Origin of the sequence: Sphingomonas kyeonggiensis (assembly GCF_014204495.1) — a bacterium.
GTDB lineage: Bacteria > Pseudomonadota > Alphaproteobacteria > Sphingomonadales > Sphingomonadaceae > Sphingomonas > Sphingomonas kyeonggiensis_A.
Map to the genome: position 1 here is coordinate 208979 of NZ_JACHLN010000002.1, position 16533 is coordinate 225511.

Below are 16533 nucleotides of genomic sequence, written 5' to 3' on the forward strand. Positions count from 1 at the left end.
GGCCAGGTCAGCCGTCGCGCAGGCCGACGCCCATCGAGGCGCGGGACGATTCGCTCTCCGAGGAGACCACCGGATAGGCGCAATAGTCTGCGGCGTAATAGGCGCTGGGACGGTGGTTGCCCGACCAGCCCACGCCGCCGAACGGCGCCGCCGAGGAGGCGCCGTTGGTCGGGCGGTTCCAGTTGACGATGCCGGCGCGGATATTCGCCCAGAACTGGTCGTAGAGCTTGGGATCCTGCGAGACCAGGCTGGCGGACAGGCCGTAGCGCGTGTCGTTCGCCTCGACGATCGCCTGTTCGAAGCTGTCCACCCGGAAGACCTGGAGGATCGGGCCGAACAGCTCGACATCGACCTTCTCCTTCGCCTCGGTCATGTCGATCATGCCGGGGGTGAGGAACGGACGGCCCTCGATCGGGCGCTCCATGTGGCGCAGCGGCCAGCCGCCCATGGTGGAGAGGGCGAGGAAGCTCTCGGTGAGCATGTCGGCGGCGTCATTGTCGATCACCGGGCCCATGAACGGGGCGGGATCAGCGTGCGGCTCGCCGATGATGAGGCGGCCGATCAGCTTGTTGAGCTCGGCCATCAGCGGATCGTAGAGCTTCTCGTCGACGATCAGGCGGCGGCCGGCGGTGCAGCGCTGGCCGGCGGTGGTGAAGGCGGACTGCACGACGAGCACGGCGGCCGAATAGAGATCGGGCGTGTCCCACACGACGATCGGATTGTTGCCGCCCATCTCGAGCGCGAGGATCTTCTCGGGCCGGGTGGCGAACTGGCGGTTGAGCGCGATGCCGGTATTGGCCGAGCCGGTGAACAGCAGGCCATCGATGTCCGGATGGCCGGCAAGCGCCTTGCCCTCGTCCGGACCGCCGATCAGCAGGCGGACACAGCCCTCCGGAATGCCGGCGGCGTGATAGCAATCGACCAGAAAGGCGCCCGAGGCCGGGGTCTTCTCCGATGGCTTGAACACCACCGCGTTGCCCGCGAGCAGCGCGGGGACGATATGGCCGTTGGGCAGGTGGACCGGGAAATTGTAAGGCCCGAGCACCGCCAGCACGCCGTGCGGCTTGTGGCGCAGCGCCAGCCGGGTGTTCATCGGCGCATCGATGCGGCGCTGGCCGGTGCGCTCCGAATAGGCGGTGATCGAGATATCGACCTTGGCGATCACCGTCTCGACTTCGGTGCGTGCTTCCCAGAGCGGCTTGCCGGTCTCCCGCGCGAGCAGGTCGGTGAAGGCATCCGCCTTCTGCCGCACCACGTTCGCGAAGCGGCGCAGCGCCTCGATCCGATAGGCAAGGGGATGGGCGGCCCAGGCGGCCCAGCTGGCGCGCGCAAGGGCGACTTCCTTGTCGGCGTCTCCGCTCATCTGGCGCCACAGCACGGCGCCGGTTGCGGGTTCGGTCGAGATGATTTCCGTGCCGGGCATCGATGTAGGGGAACTTGGTCTTTCAGGAAGGTTCAGGCGCTCTTGCACCAATTTTCGCGGCGAGGCCAGTGCCAGGCCCCGGCACGTTTCTGACGATGGCTATGCCTTATCGGAACCCCCAAGGGCCTCCGCCATCCGGCGGATCGCCGCCACCTTGGCGTGGAGAGGCTCCCAATCGTCCGACTCGGCGATCGATGCCCAGATCGTCTCGACTTCGTCGATCAGCATCGAGCAGGGTGCGCCGCTCCAATAGCCGTGATCGCGGGCCTTGCGGGGCTGGTAGAAGGCGAGCTGGCCGCGCAGATCGTCGAATGCTTCGCCATATTCCTCGGGCAGCGTGCCGCCGAACGCATCGAAGAAGAACTGGTCGATCGGGGTGAGCGTCTCCGCCAGTGCCTTTTCGAGCACGCCGGCGAGCACCCGGTCGGCCTCCGCGCTGCGCGGGGCGACGCCGAGGCGCCAGAGCAGCGCGGCGGTCACTTCGCGCTGATAGACGTCGGCAAAGCCCTCCATCGCCGCGATCAGCGGTTCCTCGGCGGCGATCTGGCGCAGCGCTATGGCGAGCTGCATCACGTCCCAGTAGATCGCCTCGGGCTGGCGGCCGAAGGCATAGAGCCCGGCATGGTCGAAATAGGCGGCGGTGAAGCCCGATTCCCAGAAGGGAGCGAAGCGCCAGGGGCCGTAATCGAAGCTTTCGCCGGTGACGTTGATATTGTCGCTGTTGAGCACGCCGTGGACGAAGCCGGCGGCCATGAAGCGCGCGGCCATGGTCGCGGTGCGCTCGGCGACATGGGCGAGCAGCCGGGCGGGGGCATCCTCGCCGGGTTCCTCGCCATAAAACTGGCGCAGCACATAGGCGACGAGGCGTTCCATCGCCTCCGTCTCCTGGAAATGGGCGAGGCGCTGGAAGGTGCCGATGCGGATATGGCCGTGGCTCATCCGGACGAGCACCGAGGAGCGGGTGGGCGAGGGCTCGTCGCCGCGGTACAGTTCCTCGCCGGTCTCAATCAGCGAGAAGGTGCGGCTGGTCTCGACATTCAGCGCCTCGAGCATCTCGGTGGCGAGGATCTCGCGGACGCCGCCCTTCAAGGTGAGTCGGCCGTCGCCGAAGCGGCTGTACGGCGTCTGGCCCGATCCCTTGGTGCCGAGGTCGATCAGCCGGCCCTTGTCATCACGCATCTGGGCGAACAGGAAGCCGCGGCCGTCGCCGATCTCGGGATTGTACACGCGGAACTGGTGGCCGTGATAGCGCAGCGCCAGCGGAGTCGGGAGGCTGCCTTTCAGCGGCTCGAACCGGCCGAAATGGGCGATCCATTGTTCGTCGGACAGGCCCTCCAGCCCGACCTGCGCCGCCGCGCGATCGTTGCGGAAGCGCAGGATTGTCTGGGGAAAGCGCGCGGCTGCTACGGGATCGTAGAAGCTGTCGCCGAGTTCGAGGATCGCCTGTTGCGGAGTGAAGTCCATGCAGCGATATGGGGAAGGATGGCCGAGCGACGCAACTATTCCGACGGTTTCTGGTGGTCGCGGGACGGGATTCGTCTCCACTATCGCGAATATGCAGGCCCGGCGGACAAGCCACCGGTGCTGTGCTTCCCCGGGCTGACCCGCAATGCACGCGACTATGAGGCGCTGGCCGAGCGGCTGGCGGGGCAGTGGCGCGTGCTGTGCGTCGAGTTCCGCGGGCGCGGCGAGAGCGGCTATGCCAAGGACCCGATGTCCTATGTGCCGCTCACCTATTTCCAGGACGTCGAAGCGCTGCTCGAGGAGCTGAAGGTCGACCGGTTCGTCGCGGTCGGCACCTCGCTGGGCGGGCTGGTGACGATGCTGCTCGCCGCCACCGAGCGCGACAAGCTGGCGGGCGTGGTGCTCAACGATGTGGGGCCCGAGATCAATCCGGCCGGGCTGGCGCGGATCCGCACCTATGTCGGCAAGGCGGTGTGGTACCCGACCTGGATGCACGCCGCGCGCGGCGTCGCCGAGGGCAATGCCGATGTCTATCCGGACTATGGGATCGAGGACTGGCTGCGCATGGCCAAGCGGCTCTACCGGGTGAACAGCTCGGGGCGGATCGTGCTGGACTATGACATGAAGATCGCCGAGCCGTTCCGCGTGCCGGGCAACGAGACCGGGCCGGACATGTGGCCGACGATCGATGCGATGAACGGCCGCCCGCTGCTGATCGTGCGCGGCGAGCGCTCGGACATCCTGAGCGAGGACACCGCCGAGCGGATGGTGGCGCGGGTGCAGGGTGCCGAGCTGGTGACGGTGCCAGGCATCGGCCATGCCCCGACGCTGGAGGAGCCCGAGGCGGTGGCGGGGATCGAGCGGCTGCTGGCGAAGATTTGATCGCCGTCACGGCGCGGGCCGGGATCCCGTGGCACGTGTCGAACTCTTGCCACGCGATATCCTGGCTTTCGCCGGGATGACGGATTGACTATCGAGCCTTTCCAACGATGCCCATCCACATCCTTCATCTCCATTCGACCTTCAACCTCGGCGGCAAGGAAGCGCGCGCCGTGCGGCTGATGAATGCGTTCGGCGACAAGGCGCGGCACACGATCGTGTCGGCGATGCCCGACCAGCTCGAGGCGCGGGCGATGATCGCCCAGGGGATCAAGTACGAGATCGCGCTGGATCCGCCACCGCTCTCCGGCAAGCCCTCGGCCAAGCGCTATGAGGCGATCGCGCGCTACATGCGCCGGTTCGACCTGGTGCTGACCTACAACTGGGGGGCGATCGACGGGGTGATGGCGGCGCGGGTGTTCGGCAAGGGCCTGCCGCCGGTGATCCACCACGAGGACGGGTTCAACCAGGACGAGGCCGAGCGGCTCAGCCCGGTGCGCAACATGTATCGCCGGATCGCGCTGCCCGCCGCCAATGCGCTGGTGGTGCCCTCCGAAGTGCTCGAGCGGATCGCGCTGAAGCACTGGCGCCAGCCCGCCGACCGGCTGTTCCGCATCGCCAACGGCATCCCGACGATGCAGTTCGCCGGCAAGCCCGATGTCGAGCTGATCCCGGAGCTCAAGAAGAAGAGGCCCGGTACGCTGGTGGTCGGCGCGGTGGCGGGGCTGCGGCCGGTCAAGGACCTGCCGATGCTGGTCCGCGCCGTCGCCGGGCTCAACACGCGCTTCAAGCTGGTGATCGTGGGCGAGGGCCCCGAACGCCAGGCCATCCTCGATGCCGCCGAGGCGATGGCGATCGAGGATGACGTGATCCTGCCCGGATTCCTGCGCGAGCCGCACCGCTATATGGGGTTGTTCGACGTGTTCGCGCTCTCCTCGAAGAGCGAGCAGGCGCCGCTCTCGGTGCTCGAGGCGATGGCCGCCGGGCTGCCGGTGGTGGCGCCGATGGTAGGCGACATTCCCGCGATGGTGGGAGACCGCAACCGCCACTTCCTGCCCCCCGAGCGCAGCGAAGTGGTGCTGCGCGACCGGATCGACATGTTCGTGAAGCATCCCGAGGAGCGCAGGCTCGTCGGCGAGGAGAACCGCGCGCGCGCCCGTGCGTTCTACGATGAGAGCGAAATGATCGCCGCCTATGCGCGGCTCTATGGCGCCGCAATGGGACGGCCTGACGCACTGCAATAACGAATGTTGCTCGCTTGTTGCGTCCAATGCGTCTAGCGTCGCCCGAATTTTTAGTCTGGAGGTTCTGTGTTCAAGGGTCTGTCGCCCATCCTGTACAACGGCCGCGAGGTCTGGCCGATCGTCGAGGGGGGCAAGGGTGTGGCTGCCACCAACCACGCCAGCGCAGGCGCCTGGGCCGCCGCGGGCGGCATCGGCACGGTCTCCGCGGTCAATGCCGACAGCTATGATGCCGACGGCAAGATCATCCCGCAGATCTACAACGCACTCACGCGCCGCGAGCGCCATGAGGAGCTGATCCAGTACGCGATCGAGGGCGCCGTCCAGCAGGTCAAGAAGGCCTTCGAGATCGCCGGCGGCAAGGGTGCGATCAACATCAACGTGCTGTGGGAGATGGGCGGCGCGCAGCGCGTGCTGCACGGTGTGCTCGAGCGTACCCGCGGCATGGTGGCCGGCGTCACCTGCGGCGCGGGCATGCCCTATAAGCTCAGCGAGATCGCGGCGTCGTACAACGTCAACTATCTGCCGATCGTCAGCTCGGGCCGTGCTTTCCGCGCACTGTGGAAGCGCGCCTATTCCAAGGCGAGCGAGTGGCTGGCGGCGGTGGTCTATGAGGATCCCTGGCTTGCCGGCGGCCATAACGGCCTGTCGAACGCCGAGGATCCGTTGCAGCCGCAGGACCCGTATCCGCGCGTCAAGGAACTGCGCGCGGTGATGCGCGAGGGCGGCATCTCGGACGATGTGCCGATCGTGATGGCCGGCGGCGTCTGGTTCCTGCGCGACTGGAACGACTGGATCGACAATCCCGAGCTCGGCAAGATCGCCTTCCAGTTTGGCACGCGCCCGCTGCTGACCCAGGAAAGCCCGATCCCGCAGGGCTGGAAGGCCAAGCTGACCGAGATCGAGGAAGGCGAAGTGCTGCTGCACCGCTTCTCGCCGACCGGCTTCTATTCGAGCGCCGTGCGCAACCCGTTCCTGCGCAACCTCGAGGCGCGCTCGGAGCGCCAGATCCCCTATTCGACGGAAGAGGCGGGCGACCACACCTTCCAGCTCGATGTGGGCGTGAAGGGCAAGAATTTCTGGGTGACGCGCAACGATCTGCTGCGCGCGCGCCAGTGGTTCGGCAACGGCTTCACCGCCGCGCTCAAGACGCCGGACAACACGCTCGTGTTCGTCACGCCGGAAGAGCAGCAGATCATCCGCACCGACCAGAAGGACTGCATGGGCTGCCTGAGCCAGTGCGCCTTCTCGTCCTGGGCGGATACCGAGACCAACTCGACCGGGCGTCTGGCGGACCCGCGCAGCTTCTGCATCCAGAAGACGCTGCAGGACATCGCGCATGGCGGTCCGACCGACGAGAATCTGATGTTCGCTGGGCACGCTGCCTATCACTTCAAGCGGGACCCGTTCTATTCGAACGGTTTCGTGCCGACGGTGAAGCAGCTGGTGGACCGGATCCTGACGGGCGACTAAGGGCGATCGAGGGGTTTCCTGCGTGGCTTCGGCCACGTCTTGGAAAGTCGTCAGGAAGCTTCGGTAAGATCCGCCGTGGCGGTGTCGCGGCGGCTCTGGCCGCGGATAAGGTCGATGCCGGCGCGTAGCCAGCTCTGGAAGATGCTTGGTGAGGTATCGGCCGGCAGCGTCGGGGCGGGTGCCTGCGGCTCGCTGTTCCGCGCCGTGCGGTTGCTGGTGATGGCCAAGGTCTCGTTGGCGGCGCGCAGCAGGGCGTTGAAGTTCAGCCGCTCGATCAGCTGGATGCCGAGCGTCTTGCCCTTCACCCACACGACCCGGCCAACCATCGCCAGCGAGGCCCGGCGGACCTCGACATAGGTTCCCGGCCTGGGCGGGAACGGCGCCAGCAACATCATGCCATGCGGCGAGATGTTGCGGATGGTTACGTCAGACCATCCTCGCTTGCTGCGCATCTGGGCGGGAATGACGACCTCCCGCCTCGATTCTCTCGGTTGCATTCAAGTCCCCCTTGCGGTGCACCCTATAGGTGGCTTTGCGTAGGGTATAACTACGTGGAAATGCGTTTACCGAGGACTTGCTGACCTTGGTTAATTGGGCGGAAGATGCTCCGGATTGGAGCTATTGTTCCAAATAATCCAAAGTATTTATAAGATAAACTACACCCAGCCATCGAGTACTTGGTCAGGTGGGCGGTGTCCGTCGGACCAGGCGCGGATATTGGCGATCACCTTCACGCCCATATCCTCGCGGCCCTCGAAAGTGGCCGAGCCGAGGTGCGGAAGCAGCACGACATTATCGAGCGCGATCAGGCGCGGGTCGACGGCGGGCTCGCCCACATAGACGTCGAGCCCGGCGCCGGCGATGCGGCCTTCGGTCAGCGCGGCGATCATTGCTTCATTATCGACGATTTCGCCGCGGGCGGTGTTGATCAGCCACCCCTTGGGGCCGAGCAGATCGAGCCGGCGGGCGTCGATCAGGCCGCTGGTGGTACCGGTGTGCGGCGTGTGGATCGTCAGGATGTCCGACGCCTCGAGCATCGAATCGAGTTCGCCGTGCCAGGTGGCGCCGAGCTGGGCCTCCAGCACCTGGGGCAGGCGGTGGCGGTTATGGTAGTGGATCTGCAGGCCGAAGGCCCGGGCGCGGAGCGCGACGGCCTGGCCGATCCGGCCCATGCCGAGGATACCGAGCTTCTTGCCGCCGATCCGGTGGCCGCGCATCGACGTGGGTGCCCAGCCTTTCCACGCGCCCTGGCGGACCAGTTCATCGCCTTCGACCAGCCGGCGCGGCACGGCGAGGATCAGCGCCAGCGCCATGTCGGCAGTGTCCTCGGTCAGCACGCCCGGAGTGTTGGTGACGGTGATCCCGCGCTCGCGGGCGGCCTTGAGATCGATATGGCCGACCCCGGCGCCGTAATTGGCGATCAGGCGAAGGCGATCGGGTGCGGCCTGGATCAGCGCGGCATCGATCCGGTCGGTGACGGTGGGGACGAATACGTCGCAATCGGCCATCGCGGCGGCTAGCTGATCGCGGGTTAGCGCCACGTCACCGGGATTGGTCGCGGCATCGAACAATTCGGCCATGCGCGCCTCGATGCTCTCGGGCAGCGCGCGGGTGACGATCACCCGGGGGCGGGAAGGGCGCGGGCCTTGTGCCATAAAAGGCGGCTTGGCCGGTGCAGGGGCGCCAGTCAACGGTTGATGGCGAGGGGCTGCTCAGGGTAAACGGTTCCCACACACAATATTCATGGGGGTCGCATGCGTTTCGGGAAATGGGTCGTGCTCGGCGTCGTCGCGCTTGGGCTGGCCGTTCCTGCATTCGCACAGCGCAAGACGCCCTATTTCGTCTCGATCAAGGCCGAGAAGGCGCGGATGCGCACCGGGCCGGGGCGCAACTATCCGTCGAACTGGCTCTACCAGCGCCGCGGGCTGCCGCTGAAGGTGATCGACATCTATGGCGAGTGGCGCAAGGTCGAGGATCCCGACGGCACCCAAGGCTGGATGCTGGCGAACCTGCTCGACGATGTGCGCACCGCGATGGTGATCGGCACGGTGAGCGAGATGCGCGACGCACCGCGCTTCAATGCCCGGGTAAGCTGGCGCGCGGCGCCGGGGGTGGTCGGCCGGGTGAGCCGCTGCGCCAGCGGCTGGTGCTGGTTCGATGTCGCCGGGCGCGGCGGTTATATCGAGCAGAGCCATATCTGGGGCACCGATCCGGGCGAAGCGGTGAACTGAACCAGTCCCTTTGCGACGTGGAAGTTCGCTAGGGTTGCTGCCGGGCGCTCGGGGAATTTGGAAATTGGCGCTCGCAAGCGTCCAGTCGGCCTCCGGCGGGTGCCATCGCCCGGGATGACGATTCTGTCTTCGCGATGAGAAAGAGCCTGGCGACCGTGTCAGGCGAAATCCTACATTGGAAGAGGCTAAATCACGCCAGTTTGTACGGCCTGGGATCGCCGCGTTCCGCGATCAGCTGGCGGCGGGCTTCAGTGCGCGCTTCGTCGTACCAGGCGCGAGCGGGCCCGGGGAGCGAGGCCAGGATTGCCTCATCGGGTTCGACCGCGATGCGGGCGACCAGTTGATCGGGCTCGACGCCGAGCAAGGGCGCGAGCAGGCGCATCGTGCGGGCGCGCAGGCGGAATTCGAAATCGTCGAGGCGCGCCGATTCGACCTCGGCCTTTTTGAGTAGTGCGCCTCGAAGATCGAAGACCATCTTTCCTCCAGTTCCCGGCGGAAGCCGGGGCCCAGAGCCAGGAACGATGTCGCTTGTGACCCTGGGCCCCGGCTTCCGCCGGGGTGCAGTTTGGATTTAGTCCAGCAGTTCCACTGCCATCGCGGTCGCTTCGCCGCCACCGATGCAGAGCGAGGCGAGGCCGCGACGCGCGCCGCGCGTCTCCAGCGCGGAGAGGAGCGTGGCGAGGACGCGCGCGCCGCTCGCGCCGATCGGATGGCCGAGCGCGCAGGCGCCGCCGTTCACGTTGAGCACGGCGTGATCGAGGCTCAGTTCCTTCATCGCGATCATCGCGACCGCCGCGAACGCCTCGTTGACTTCGAACAGGTCGACATCGCCGACCGCCCAGCCGGCCTTTGCCAGCGCCTTCTTCATCGCGAAGACCGGGGCGGTGGTGAAGCGGGCCGGGGCATGGGCATGGGCGGCATGCGCGACGACGCGGGCGACGGGGGTGAGACCGAGCTTTTCGGCGACGCTCAGCCGGGTCATCACCAGCGCAGCGGCGCCGTCCGAGATCGACGAGGCGTTGGCGGCGGTGATCGTGCCGTCCTTCGAGAAGGCGGGCTTGAGCGTGGGGATCTTGGCCGGATCGCCCTTGGCGGGCTGCTCGTCGGCGGCGACCTGGACCACGCCCTTGCGGGTCTTCACCTCGACCGGCACGATCTCGCGGTCGAAGGCGCCGCTCGCCTGGGCGGCCTTGGCGCGTTCCAGCGAAGCGATGGCGAAATCGTCCTGCGCCTGACGGGTGAACTGATATTCCTGCGCCACTTCCTCGGCGAAATTGCCCATCAGCTTGCCGGGCTCATAGGCATCCTCGAGCCCGTCCAGGTACATGTGGTCCTTGAGCACGTCATGGCCGATCCGGGCGCCGGCGCGGTGGCGGAGCGAGAGATAGGGCGCGTTGGTCATGCTCTCCATGCCGCCCGCGATCAGCATGTCGACCGAGCCGGCGGCAAGCGCCTCGGCGGCCATGATCGCCGCCTGCATGCCCGAGCCGCACATCTTGTTCACCGTGGTGGCCTCGATGTGATTGGGCAGGCCGGCCTTGAGCGCGGCCTGGCGCGCCGGGGCCTGGCCGAGGCCGGCGGGGAGGACACAGCCCATGTAGATCCGCTCGATCGCCTCGCCCTTCAGCCCCGCGCGCTGGACCGCGGCGCCCACCGCGGCGGCACCGAGATCGGTGGCGGAAGCCTCTGCCAGCGCGCCCTGGAAGCTCCCCATCGGGGTGCGGGCATAGGAAGCGATGACGACGTCGTCGGCGGACATTTGGGATCCTCTCATTGGTTTGGGACCATCTAGTATCGGAAGTGATCGTTTGCAAAAGTGACACGCTGCGGCATGACGGGGGCATGGAGCAGATCGGGGTGCCAGATGACGATTGACCCGGTCTGGGGATGGGCGGTTTTGCTGGGGGTGCTGGGGCTGGTCTTCGGCAGCTTCATCGCGACGCTGGCGATACGCTGGCCGGCCGGAAAAGCGATCAGTAGCGGACGCTCCGCCTGCGATGTTTGCGCCAAGGGCTTGCGCGCGGGCGAATTGATCCCGGTTCTGAGCTATCTGCTCCAGCGCGGGCGCTGCCGGGGGTGCGGTGCGCATATCCGCGTACAGCATGTCCTGACCGAGATGGTGGGGGGCGCAATCGGCATCGCGGCCGCCATCGCCTCGCCCGATCCGGCGGGGGCAGCCGGTGCCGTGTTCGGCTGGCTGCTGCTGACGCTCGCCGCGCTCGACATCGAGGCGCTCTGGCTGCCCAACAAGTTGACCGCGACGCTGGCGATCGCCGGATTGGCCACGGGAATCATCGGGTTACAGCCGGCGTTACAGGACCGGCTGATCGGCGGCGCAGCGGGCTTCGGGGTGCTGTGGATCGTCGCCTGGAGCTACCGGAGGCTGCGCGGACGGCAGGGACTGGGCGGCGGCGACCCCAAATTGTTCGGCGGCATCGGGCTTTGGCTCGGATGGCAGGCGCTACCTTTGGTGTTGCTTGCGGCCTGTTTGATCGGACTGGCGGGCGTGCTCGGACTGATGCTGGGCGGGCGCAGGATCACCGCGACCGACCGGCTGCCCTTCGGCGTGATGCTCGCGGCGGCCGCATTCGCGGTGTGGCTTGGAATGGCGATCGGACCGATGCCGGTTTAGGCTCGGGCCCAAAAAGAGGGAGAAGGGCATGCGAAGCGTGATGCTGGGGGCGGGGATCCTGCTCGGACTGACGATCGGACAAGACGCCGCGGCGCAGGACCGGGACGCCGAGACGATCCAGGTGCTCGCGACGGGATCGGTCGAGACGCCGCCTGAAGTTGCCACGATAAGCTACAGCCTGCGCGGGGAGGGCAAGCTGCCCGACGATGCCAGCCGCGCGCTGGTCGCCGGCAAGGCGGCGGTCGAGAAGGCGCTGGCCAGCGTCGCCGGGACGAAGCTGCGGATCACCACCGGCACGCTCACCATCCGAGAAGTGCGCGGCAAGGATTGCGGTGACAACCGCTATGACGCGACGGCACGCCTTTCCACCGGCGCCTGCGCGATCGAGGGCTATATCGCGGAGATGACGGTCGCGGCGAGGGTCTCGCCGGTGGACAAGGCGGGCACGCTCACCGGGCTCGCAGCGCGGGCAGGCGGAAGCGATGTGGGCCTGCAGGGCTTCGAAATCCTCGATGCGCGCGCTGCGCGCAAGCGAGCGATGGCGGCTGCGGTGGCCAACGGGACTGCGGAAGCCGAGGCGATCGCGGCGGCGTCGCACGTCAAGCTCGGGCGGTTGATCCGCGCGGTCGATGGCGATGCGAGCGTGGTGCGTGTCGACGCCATCGTCAGCGAGAGCATCGGCGGCCTTCCGAATGCACCTGCGCCCGAGCCGGTGCCGATTGCGATCACGCCCAAATCCGTCGAGACCAGCGCCCGGCTGGTCCTAACCTTCGAGGTGGTACGATGAGCATGCGCGACCTGCTTGACGCCCAGCGTGCGGCCTTCATGGCCGAACTGCCCGTTTCGCTCGACAGCCGGCGCGACCGGCTGAAGCGCGCGATCGCGATGGTCTCCGACAATGCCGACAAGCTCTGCGACGCGCTAAGCGAGGATTTCGGGCATCGCAGCCGCGAGCAATCGATGATCACCGACATCGCCGCCTCGGTCGGGCCGCTCAAGCATGCGCTCAAGCATCTCGCGCGCTGGGCGAAGCCGGCACGCAAGCCGGTGCTGTTCCCGCTCGGGCTGCTCGGCGGGCGCGGGCATATCGAGTACCAGCCCAAGGGCGTGGTGGGGATCATCGCGCCGTGGAACTTCCCGGTGCAGCTGGTGGTGAGCCCGCTGGCCGGCGTGTTCGCCGCGGGCAACCGGGCGATGGTGAAGACCAGCGAATACACGCCCGTGACCAGCGAAGTGATGGCCGAGCTGGCGGGGCGCTATTTCGACGCGACCGAGCTGGCCTTCGTCAGCGGCGGGCCCGAGGCGGGCAAGGCCTTTGCCGAGCTGCCCTTCGACCACCTGCTGTTCACCGGCGCTACGGGCATCGCCAAGCACATCCTGCACGCGGCGGCGGATAACCTCGTGCCGGTGACGCTCGAGCTGGGCGGCAAGTCGCCGGTGGTGGTGAGCCGCTCCGCCGACATCGCCCAGACGACCGAGCGGGTGGCGCTGGGCAAGATGCTCAACGCCGGCCAGATCTGCCTGGCGCCCGATTACATGCTGGTGCCCGAGGAGAAGGAAGCCGAAGTGGTCGACGGGCTCGTCGCCGCGGCCACGCGCATGTATCCGACTTTGCTCTCCAACCCCGACTATACCGCGGTCATCAACGACCGGCATTATGAGCGGCTGACCGGCTGGATCGAGGATGCGCGGGCCAAGGGTGCCGAGGTGATCGCGGTCAATCCGGCGAACGAGGATCTGGGCAGCTCCAATTCGCGCAAGTTGCCGCTCCACATCATCCGCAACCCGACCGACGACATGACGGTGATGCAGGAGGAGATCTTCGGCCCCGTGCTGCCGGTGCGGCGCTATGGCAAGCTCGAGGACGCGATCGGCGAAGTGAACCGGCGCGACCGGCCGCTGGCGCTCTATTATTTCGGCAAGGACGAGGGCGAGAAGCGCACGGTGCTCGACCGGACGATCTCGGGCGGAGCGACGATCAACGACGTGATCTTCCATGTCAGCCAGGAAGAGCTGCCCTTCGGCGGCATCGGCCCGTCGGGGATGGGTGCCTATCACGGTGAGATCGGCTTCCGGACGTTCAGCCATGCCAAGGCGGTGTACAGCCAGCCGAAGCTGGATGTGGCCGGGCTGGCGGGGCTCAAGCCGCCTTATGGCAAGAAGACGCGGGCGGCGATCGCGCGGCAGATGAAGTAAGTTAGCTCGGTGGAGCCTCTTCGCTCCCCTCCCTGCAAGGGAGGGGCTGGGGGTGGGTTGCGAGCGTAGCGAGCCCAACGGGGCGCGTGGTGAAACAGAAAAGGCCGGGCATCGAGCCCGGCCTTTTCTAACCCACCCCTTGCCCCTCCCTTGCAGGGAGGGGAATATGCCCGCCGGTTACGCGCAAAAAAAGGCCGCCCCGAAGGACGGCCGTGAAAGTCTTAGGAGAGGATGCCTGAAAGGCCCGATCTTTGTGCATCGCAGCGGTTCATATCGCAAGTGCGTAATGTTACCGGTAGCATTGCAAAAAATGCAATTGGCCAACGTTGTCAGTTGCGAAAGCAGAAATACGATAAATGAGTGTACGCCATGACCGTGCTTAAGCTGGACGATTTCCTGCCCTATCGCTTGTCGATCGCATCGAACGCGGTGTCGGACGCGGTGGCCAGCGCCTATCGCGCGCTGTTCGGGCTCAAGATTCCCGAGTGGCGACTCGTGACGATCCTGGCCGAGGGCGGGGCGATGAGCCAGCAGGCTTTGTGCGGCCGGACGCGGATGGACAAGGTGACGGTGAGCCGGGCGGCGATCGCGCTGTCCGAGCGCGGGCTGATCAGCCGGGCGAGCAATCCGGGCGACCAGCGCTCGCACCTGCTGACGCTGAGCAAGGCGGGCTGGGAACTGTACGAGGAAGTGGCGCCCAAGGCGATCGAGCTGGAGAAGCAGGTGTTCGCCGGGTTTACCGCCGAGGAGCGCGTGCTGCTGCGCGCGATGCTGGACCGGATCGAGGGCGCGGTGCAGGATCTGGAGCATAAGGCTTGATCCCGGGGACAGCTATCGCCTAAGCCGGGCGAGCCCTCCCCAGGCGAACACTTGAGTATCGTGTCGCAGGAGGATTTTCATGACCGTCATTCGTTCCGGCCTGTCCGTCGCCGAGCCGCTCGCGCGCTTCGTCGAGGAGCAGGTGCTGCCCGGGCTCGACATCGCGGCCGAGGGGTGGTGGGCCGGCGTGGCGGAGATCTTCGCGCGGTTCGCGCCGGAGAACCGGGCGCTGCTGGCCAAGCGCGATGCGCTGCAGGCGATGATCGACGTCAATCCGACCTTGTCGGGCGACGGGAAGTTCCTGCGCGAGATCGGCTATCTGGTCGACGAACCGGCGCCGTTCGAGATCGGCACGCGCAATGTCGATCCCGAGATCGCGACCATGGCCGGGCCGCAGCTGGTGGTGCCGGCGCTCAACGCGCGCTTCGTGCTCAATGCGGCCAATGCGCGTTGGGGCAGCCTGTATGACGCGCTGTACGGGACGGATGCGCTGCCGGGCGCGGCGAAGCCGGGCGGCTATGATGCGGCGCGCGGGAGCCAGGTGATCGCCTATGCCAAGGCGTTTCTCGACAGGGCGGTGCCGCTGGCGAGCGGGAGCTGGGCCGAACTGAGCGGGGAGCCGGTACTGGCCGATCCGTTGCAGCAGGTCGGGCCCTGGCTGTTCCGGCACAATGGCCTGCACATCGAAGTGGTGATCGACCGGGCGCATCCGATCGGGCGTGACGATCCCGCCGGCATCGCCGATGTCGTGCTGGAAAGTGCGCTGACCGCGATCGTCGACCTGGAGGATTCGATCGCCGCGGTCGATGCCGAGGACAAGGCTGCCGCCTATGCCAATTGGCTGGGGCTGATGCGCGGCGACCTGGAGGAAAGCTTCGACAAGGGGGGGCGGACGCTGACCCGGAGGCTCAATCCGGACCGTGGCGCGCTGCCCGGCCGCGCGCTGCTGTTCGTCCGCAATGTCGGGCATCTGATGACCACGCCGGCGCTGCATCTGGCCGATGGCAGCCAGGCGCCCGAGGGCGTGCTCGACGCGATCCTGACCAGCACGATCGCGCTCTACGACATTCGCGGCATGGGCCGATACCGCAACAGCCGGACGGGCTCGATCTACATCGTGAAGCCCAAGATGCACGGGCCCGAGGAATGCGGTTTCACCAACGACCTGTTCGACGCGGTGGAGGATCTGCTCGTGCTGCCGCGCCACACGATCAAGGTGGGCGTGATGGACGAGGAGCGGCGGACCTCGGCCAATCTCGCCGCGTGCATCCATGCGGTGAGGGACCGGATCGTCTTCATCAACACCGGCTTCCTCGATCGCACCGGCGACGAGATCCACACCAGCATGCGCGCCGGGCCGATGATCCCCAAGGGCGAGATGAAGGGGGCGGACTGGATCAAGGCCTATGAGGACCGCAATGTCCGCATCGGCCTCGCCTGCGGGCTGAGCGGCAAGGCGCAGATCGGCAAGGGGATGTGGGCGGCGCCGGACCGGATGGCCGACATGCTCGCGCAGAAGATCGCGCATCCGATGAGCGGCGCCAACACCGCCTGGGTGCCGAGCCCGACCGCGGCGACCCTGCATGCGCTCCACTATCACCAGGTCGATGTCTTCGCCCGGCAGGAGGCGATTGCCGGCGAGGCGATCCCGCCGCTGGCGCCGCTGCTCAGCGTGCCGCTGGCCGAGGGGCGCAACTGGCAGGCCGAGGAAGTGACGCAGGAGCTCGACAACAATGCCCAGGGCATCCTTGGCTATGTCGTGCGCTGGATCGACCAGGGGGTGGGGTGTTCCAAGGTGCCCGACATCCATGACGTCGGGCTGATGGAGGACCGCGCGACGCTGCGCATCTCCTCGCAGCACATGGCCAACTGGCTGCTCCACGGGGTGGCGCAGGCGGCGGATGTCGATGCGGCGCTCAGCCGGATGGCGGCCAAGGTCGACGCGCAGAATGCGGGCGATCCGCTCTACCTGCCAATGGCGGGGAACGAGGATACCAGCCTTGCCTTCCAGGCGGCGCGGGCACTGGTCTTCGAGGGGCTGGAACAGCCGAACGGCTATACCGAACCACTTCTCCACAGGTTTCGCGCCGAAGCGAAGGCTGTAGCGCGCTGAAATCGCTCGCTATTCGCAAAAAGGGGGACCCAAAGCGCATTTGGGTCGTTACGCTTGCGAGA

The 16533-nt window shown here is 67.0% G+C and carries 15 protein-coding genes; 9 read left to right on the top strand and 6 right to left on the bottom strand.

The genetic code is table 11. The features are described from left to right. Positions 1 to 7: 7 nt before the first annotated feature. Entirely contained in the window at positions 8 to 1423 is a 1416-nt protein-coding gene (gene astD, locus HNP52_RS08670; RefSeq protein WP_184165561.1) for a succinylglutamate-semialdehyde dehydrogenase, read from the bottom strand. Between the two features lie 99 nt (positions 1424 to 1522). After that, entirely contained in the window at positions 1523 to 2887 is a 1365-nt protein-coding gene (locus HNP52_RS08675) for a protein adenylyltransferase SelO family protein (RefSeq protein WP_184165564.1), read from the bottom strand. Positions 2888 to 2905: 18 nt separating this feature from the next. Here HNP52_RS08675 and HNP52_RS08680 point away from each other — a divergent pair, with 18 nt between their 5' ends. The 3 genes from HNP52_RS08680 (at position 2906) to HNP52_RS08690 (ending at position 6480) form a co-directional block, all read left to right on the top strand. Then, on the top strand, positions 2906 to 3769 hold the full coding sequence (locus tag HNP52_RS08680; protein ID WP_184165566.1) for an alpha/beta fold hydrolase: 864 nt from the start codon (positions 2906 to 2908) through the stop codon (positions 3767 to 3769). A gap of 107 nt (positions 3770 to 3876) precedes the next feature. After that, positions 3877 to 5010, top strand: coding sequence for a glycosyltransferase (locus HNP52_RS08685; protein ID WP_184165569.1), 1134 nt, complete (start codon positions 3877 to 3879; stop codon positions 5008 to 5010). Between the two features lie 66 nt (positions 5011 to 5076). Continuing rightward, positions 5077 to 6480: a nitronate monooxygenase gene (locus HNP52_RS08690; protein ID WP_184165572.1), complete on the top strand. Its 1404-nt coding sequence runs from the start codon at positions 5077 to 5079 to the stop codon at positions 6478 to 6480. Between the two features lie 50 nt (positions 6481 to 6530). Here the strand turns inward: HNP52_RS08690 and HNP52_RS08695 are convergent, their stop codons facing one another. Further along, positions 6531 to 6977 (bottom strand): PilZ domain-containing protein, encoded by a 447-nt coding sequence (locus HNP52_RS08695; protein WP_260396029.1) that lies wholly within the window; start codon positions 6975 to 6977, stop codon positions 6531 to 6533. A gap of 159 nt (positions 6978 to 7136) precedes the next feature. Then, positions 7137 to 8135, bottom strand: a complete 999-nt coding sequence (locus HNP52_RS08700; protein WP_184165578.1) for a D-glycerate dehydrogenase — start codon at positions 8133 to 8135, stop codon at positions 7137 to 7139. Positions 8136 to 8234: 99 nt separating this feature from the next. On the opposite strand from HNP52_RS08700, the gene HNP52_RS08705 reads away from it, so the two are divergent. Continuing rightward, a complete protein-coding gene (locus HNP52_RS08705) occupies positions 8235 to 8711 on the top strand; it encodes an SH3 domain-containing protein (RefSeq protein WP_184165581.1) in 477 nt (158 codons plus the stop codon). 190 nt (positions 8712 to 8901) lie between these two features. Here HNP52_RS08705 and HNP52_RS08710 read toward each other — a convergent pair whose 3' ends face one another. Next, positions 8902 to 9186, bottom strand: a complete 285-nt coding sequence (locus HNP52_RS08710; RefSeq protein WP_184165584.1) for a hypothetical protein — start codon at positions 9184 to 9186, stop codon at positions 8902 to 8904. Between the two features lie 96 nt (positions 9187 to 9282). Further along, positions 9283 to 10470: an acetyl-CoA C-acyltransferase gene (locus HNP52_RS08715; protein ID WP_184165587.1), complete on the bottom strand. Its 1188-nt coding sequence runs from the start codon at positions 10468 to 10470 to the stop codon at positions 9283 to 9285. Positions 10471 to 10575: 105 nt separating this feature from the next. Here HNP52_RS08715 and HNP52_RS08720 point away from each other — a divergent pair, with 105 nt between their 5' ends. From HNP52_RS08720 to HNP52_RS08740, 5 genes are all read left to right on the top strand, one after another. Then, positions 10576 to 11343 carry an A24 family peptidase gene (locus tag HNP52_RS08720; RefSeq protein WP_184165589.1) on the top strand — a complete coding sequence of 256 codons (768 nt, stop codon included), beginning with the start codon at positions 10576 to 10578 and terminating at the stop codon, positions 11341 to 11343. Between the two features lie 28 nt (positions 11344 to 11371). Then, positions 11372 to 12130, top strand: a complete 759-nt coding sequence (locus HNP52_RS08725) for an SIMPL domain-containing protein (RefSeq protein WP_184165592.1) — start codon at positions 11372 to 11374, stop codon at positions 12128 to 12130. Beyond that, the gene (locus HNP52_RS08730) at positions 12127 to 13539 is read left to right on the top strand and encodes a coniferyl aldehyde dehydrogenase (RefSeq protein ID WP_184165595.1); all 1413 of its coding nucleotides are present in this window, start codon (positions 12127 to 12129) and stop codon (positions 13537 to 13539) included. Before HNP52_RS08725 ends, HNP52_RS08730 begins: the two co-directional genes overlap by 4 nt. Before the next feature lie 369 nt (positions 13540 to 13908). Beyond that, positions 13909 to 14358, top strand: coding sequence for a MarR family winged helix-turn-helix transcriptional regulator (locus tag HNP52_RS08735; RefSeq protein WP_184165599.1), 450 nt, complete (start codon positions 13909 to 13911; stop codon positions 14356 to 14358). A gap of 79 nt (positions 14359 to 14437) precedes the next feature. Then, on the top strand, positions 14438 to 16471 hold the full coding sequence (locus HNP52_RS08740; protein WP_184165602.1) for a malate synthase G: 2034 nt from the start codon (positions 14438 to 14440) through the stop codon (positions 16469 to 16471). Positions 16472 to 16533 lie beyond the last annotated feature (62 nt).

What these genes read in the sequence shown, in the direction of transcription:
- HNP52_RS08705 (WP_184165581.1), top strand. Translation starts at nt 8,235, where the DNA reads ATGCGTTTCGGGAAATGGGTCGTGCTCGGCGTCGTCGCGCTTGGGCTG.
- HNP52_RS08725 (WP_184165592.1), top strand. Translation starts at nt 11,372, where the DNA reads ATGCGAAGCGTGATGCTGGGGGCGGGGATCCTGCTCGGACTGACGATC.
- HNP52_RS08700 (WP_184165578.1), bottom strand. Translation starts at nt 8,135, where the DNA reads ATGGCACAAGGCCCGCGCCCTTCCCGCCCCCGGGTGATCGTCACCCGC.
- HNP52_RS08680 (WP_184165566.1), top strand. Translation starts at nt 2,906, where the DNA reads ATGGCCGAGCGACGCAACTATTCCGACGGTTTCTGGTGGTCGCGGGAC.
- HNP52_RS08675 (WP_184165564.1), bottom strand. Translation starts at nt 2,887, where the DNA reads ATGGACTTCACTCCGCAACAGGCGATCCTCGAACTCGGCGACAGCTTC.
- HNP52_RS08715 (WP_184165587.1), bottom strand. Translation starts at nt 10,470, where the DNA reads ATGTCCGCCGACGACGTCGTCATCGCTTCCTATGCCCGCACCCCGATG.
- HNP52_RS08710 (WP_184165584.1), bottom strand. Translation starts at nt 9,186, where the DNA reads ATGGTCTTCGATCTTCGAGGCGCACTACTCAAAAAGGCCGAGGTCGAA.
- HNP52_RS08735 (WP_184165599.1), top strand. Translation starts at nt 13,909, where the DNA reads ATGACCGTGCTTAAGCTGGACGATTTCCTGCCCTATCGCTTGTCGATC.
- astD (WP_184165561.1), bottom strand. Translation starts at nt 1,423, where the DNA reads ATGCCCGGCACGGAAATCATCTCGACCGAACCCGCAACCGGCGCCGTG.
- HNP52_RS08740 (WP_184165602.1), top strand. Translation starts at nt 14,438, where the DNA reads ATGACCGTCATTCGTTCCGGCCTGTCCGTCGCCGAGCCGCTCGCGCGC.
- HNP52_RS08720 (WP_184165589.1), top strand. Translation starts at nt 10,576, where the DNA reads ATGACGATTGACCCGGTCTGGGGATGGGCGGTTTTGCTGGGGGTGCTG.
- HNP52_RS08685 (WP_184165569.1), top strand. Translation starts at nt 3,877, where the DNA reads ATGCCCATCCACATCCTTCATCTCCATTCGACCTTCAACCTCGGCGGC.
- HNP52_RS08695 (WP_260396029.1), bottom strand. Translation starts at nt 6,977, where the DNA reads ATGCAACCGAGAGAATCGAGGCGGGAGGTCGTCATTCCCGCCCAGATG.
- HNP52_RS08730 (WP_184165595.1), top strand. Translation starts at nt 12,127, where the DNA reads ATGAGCATGCGCGACCTGCTTGACGCCCAGCGTGCGGCCTTCATGGCC.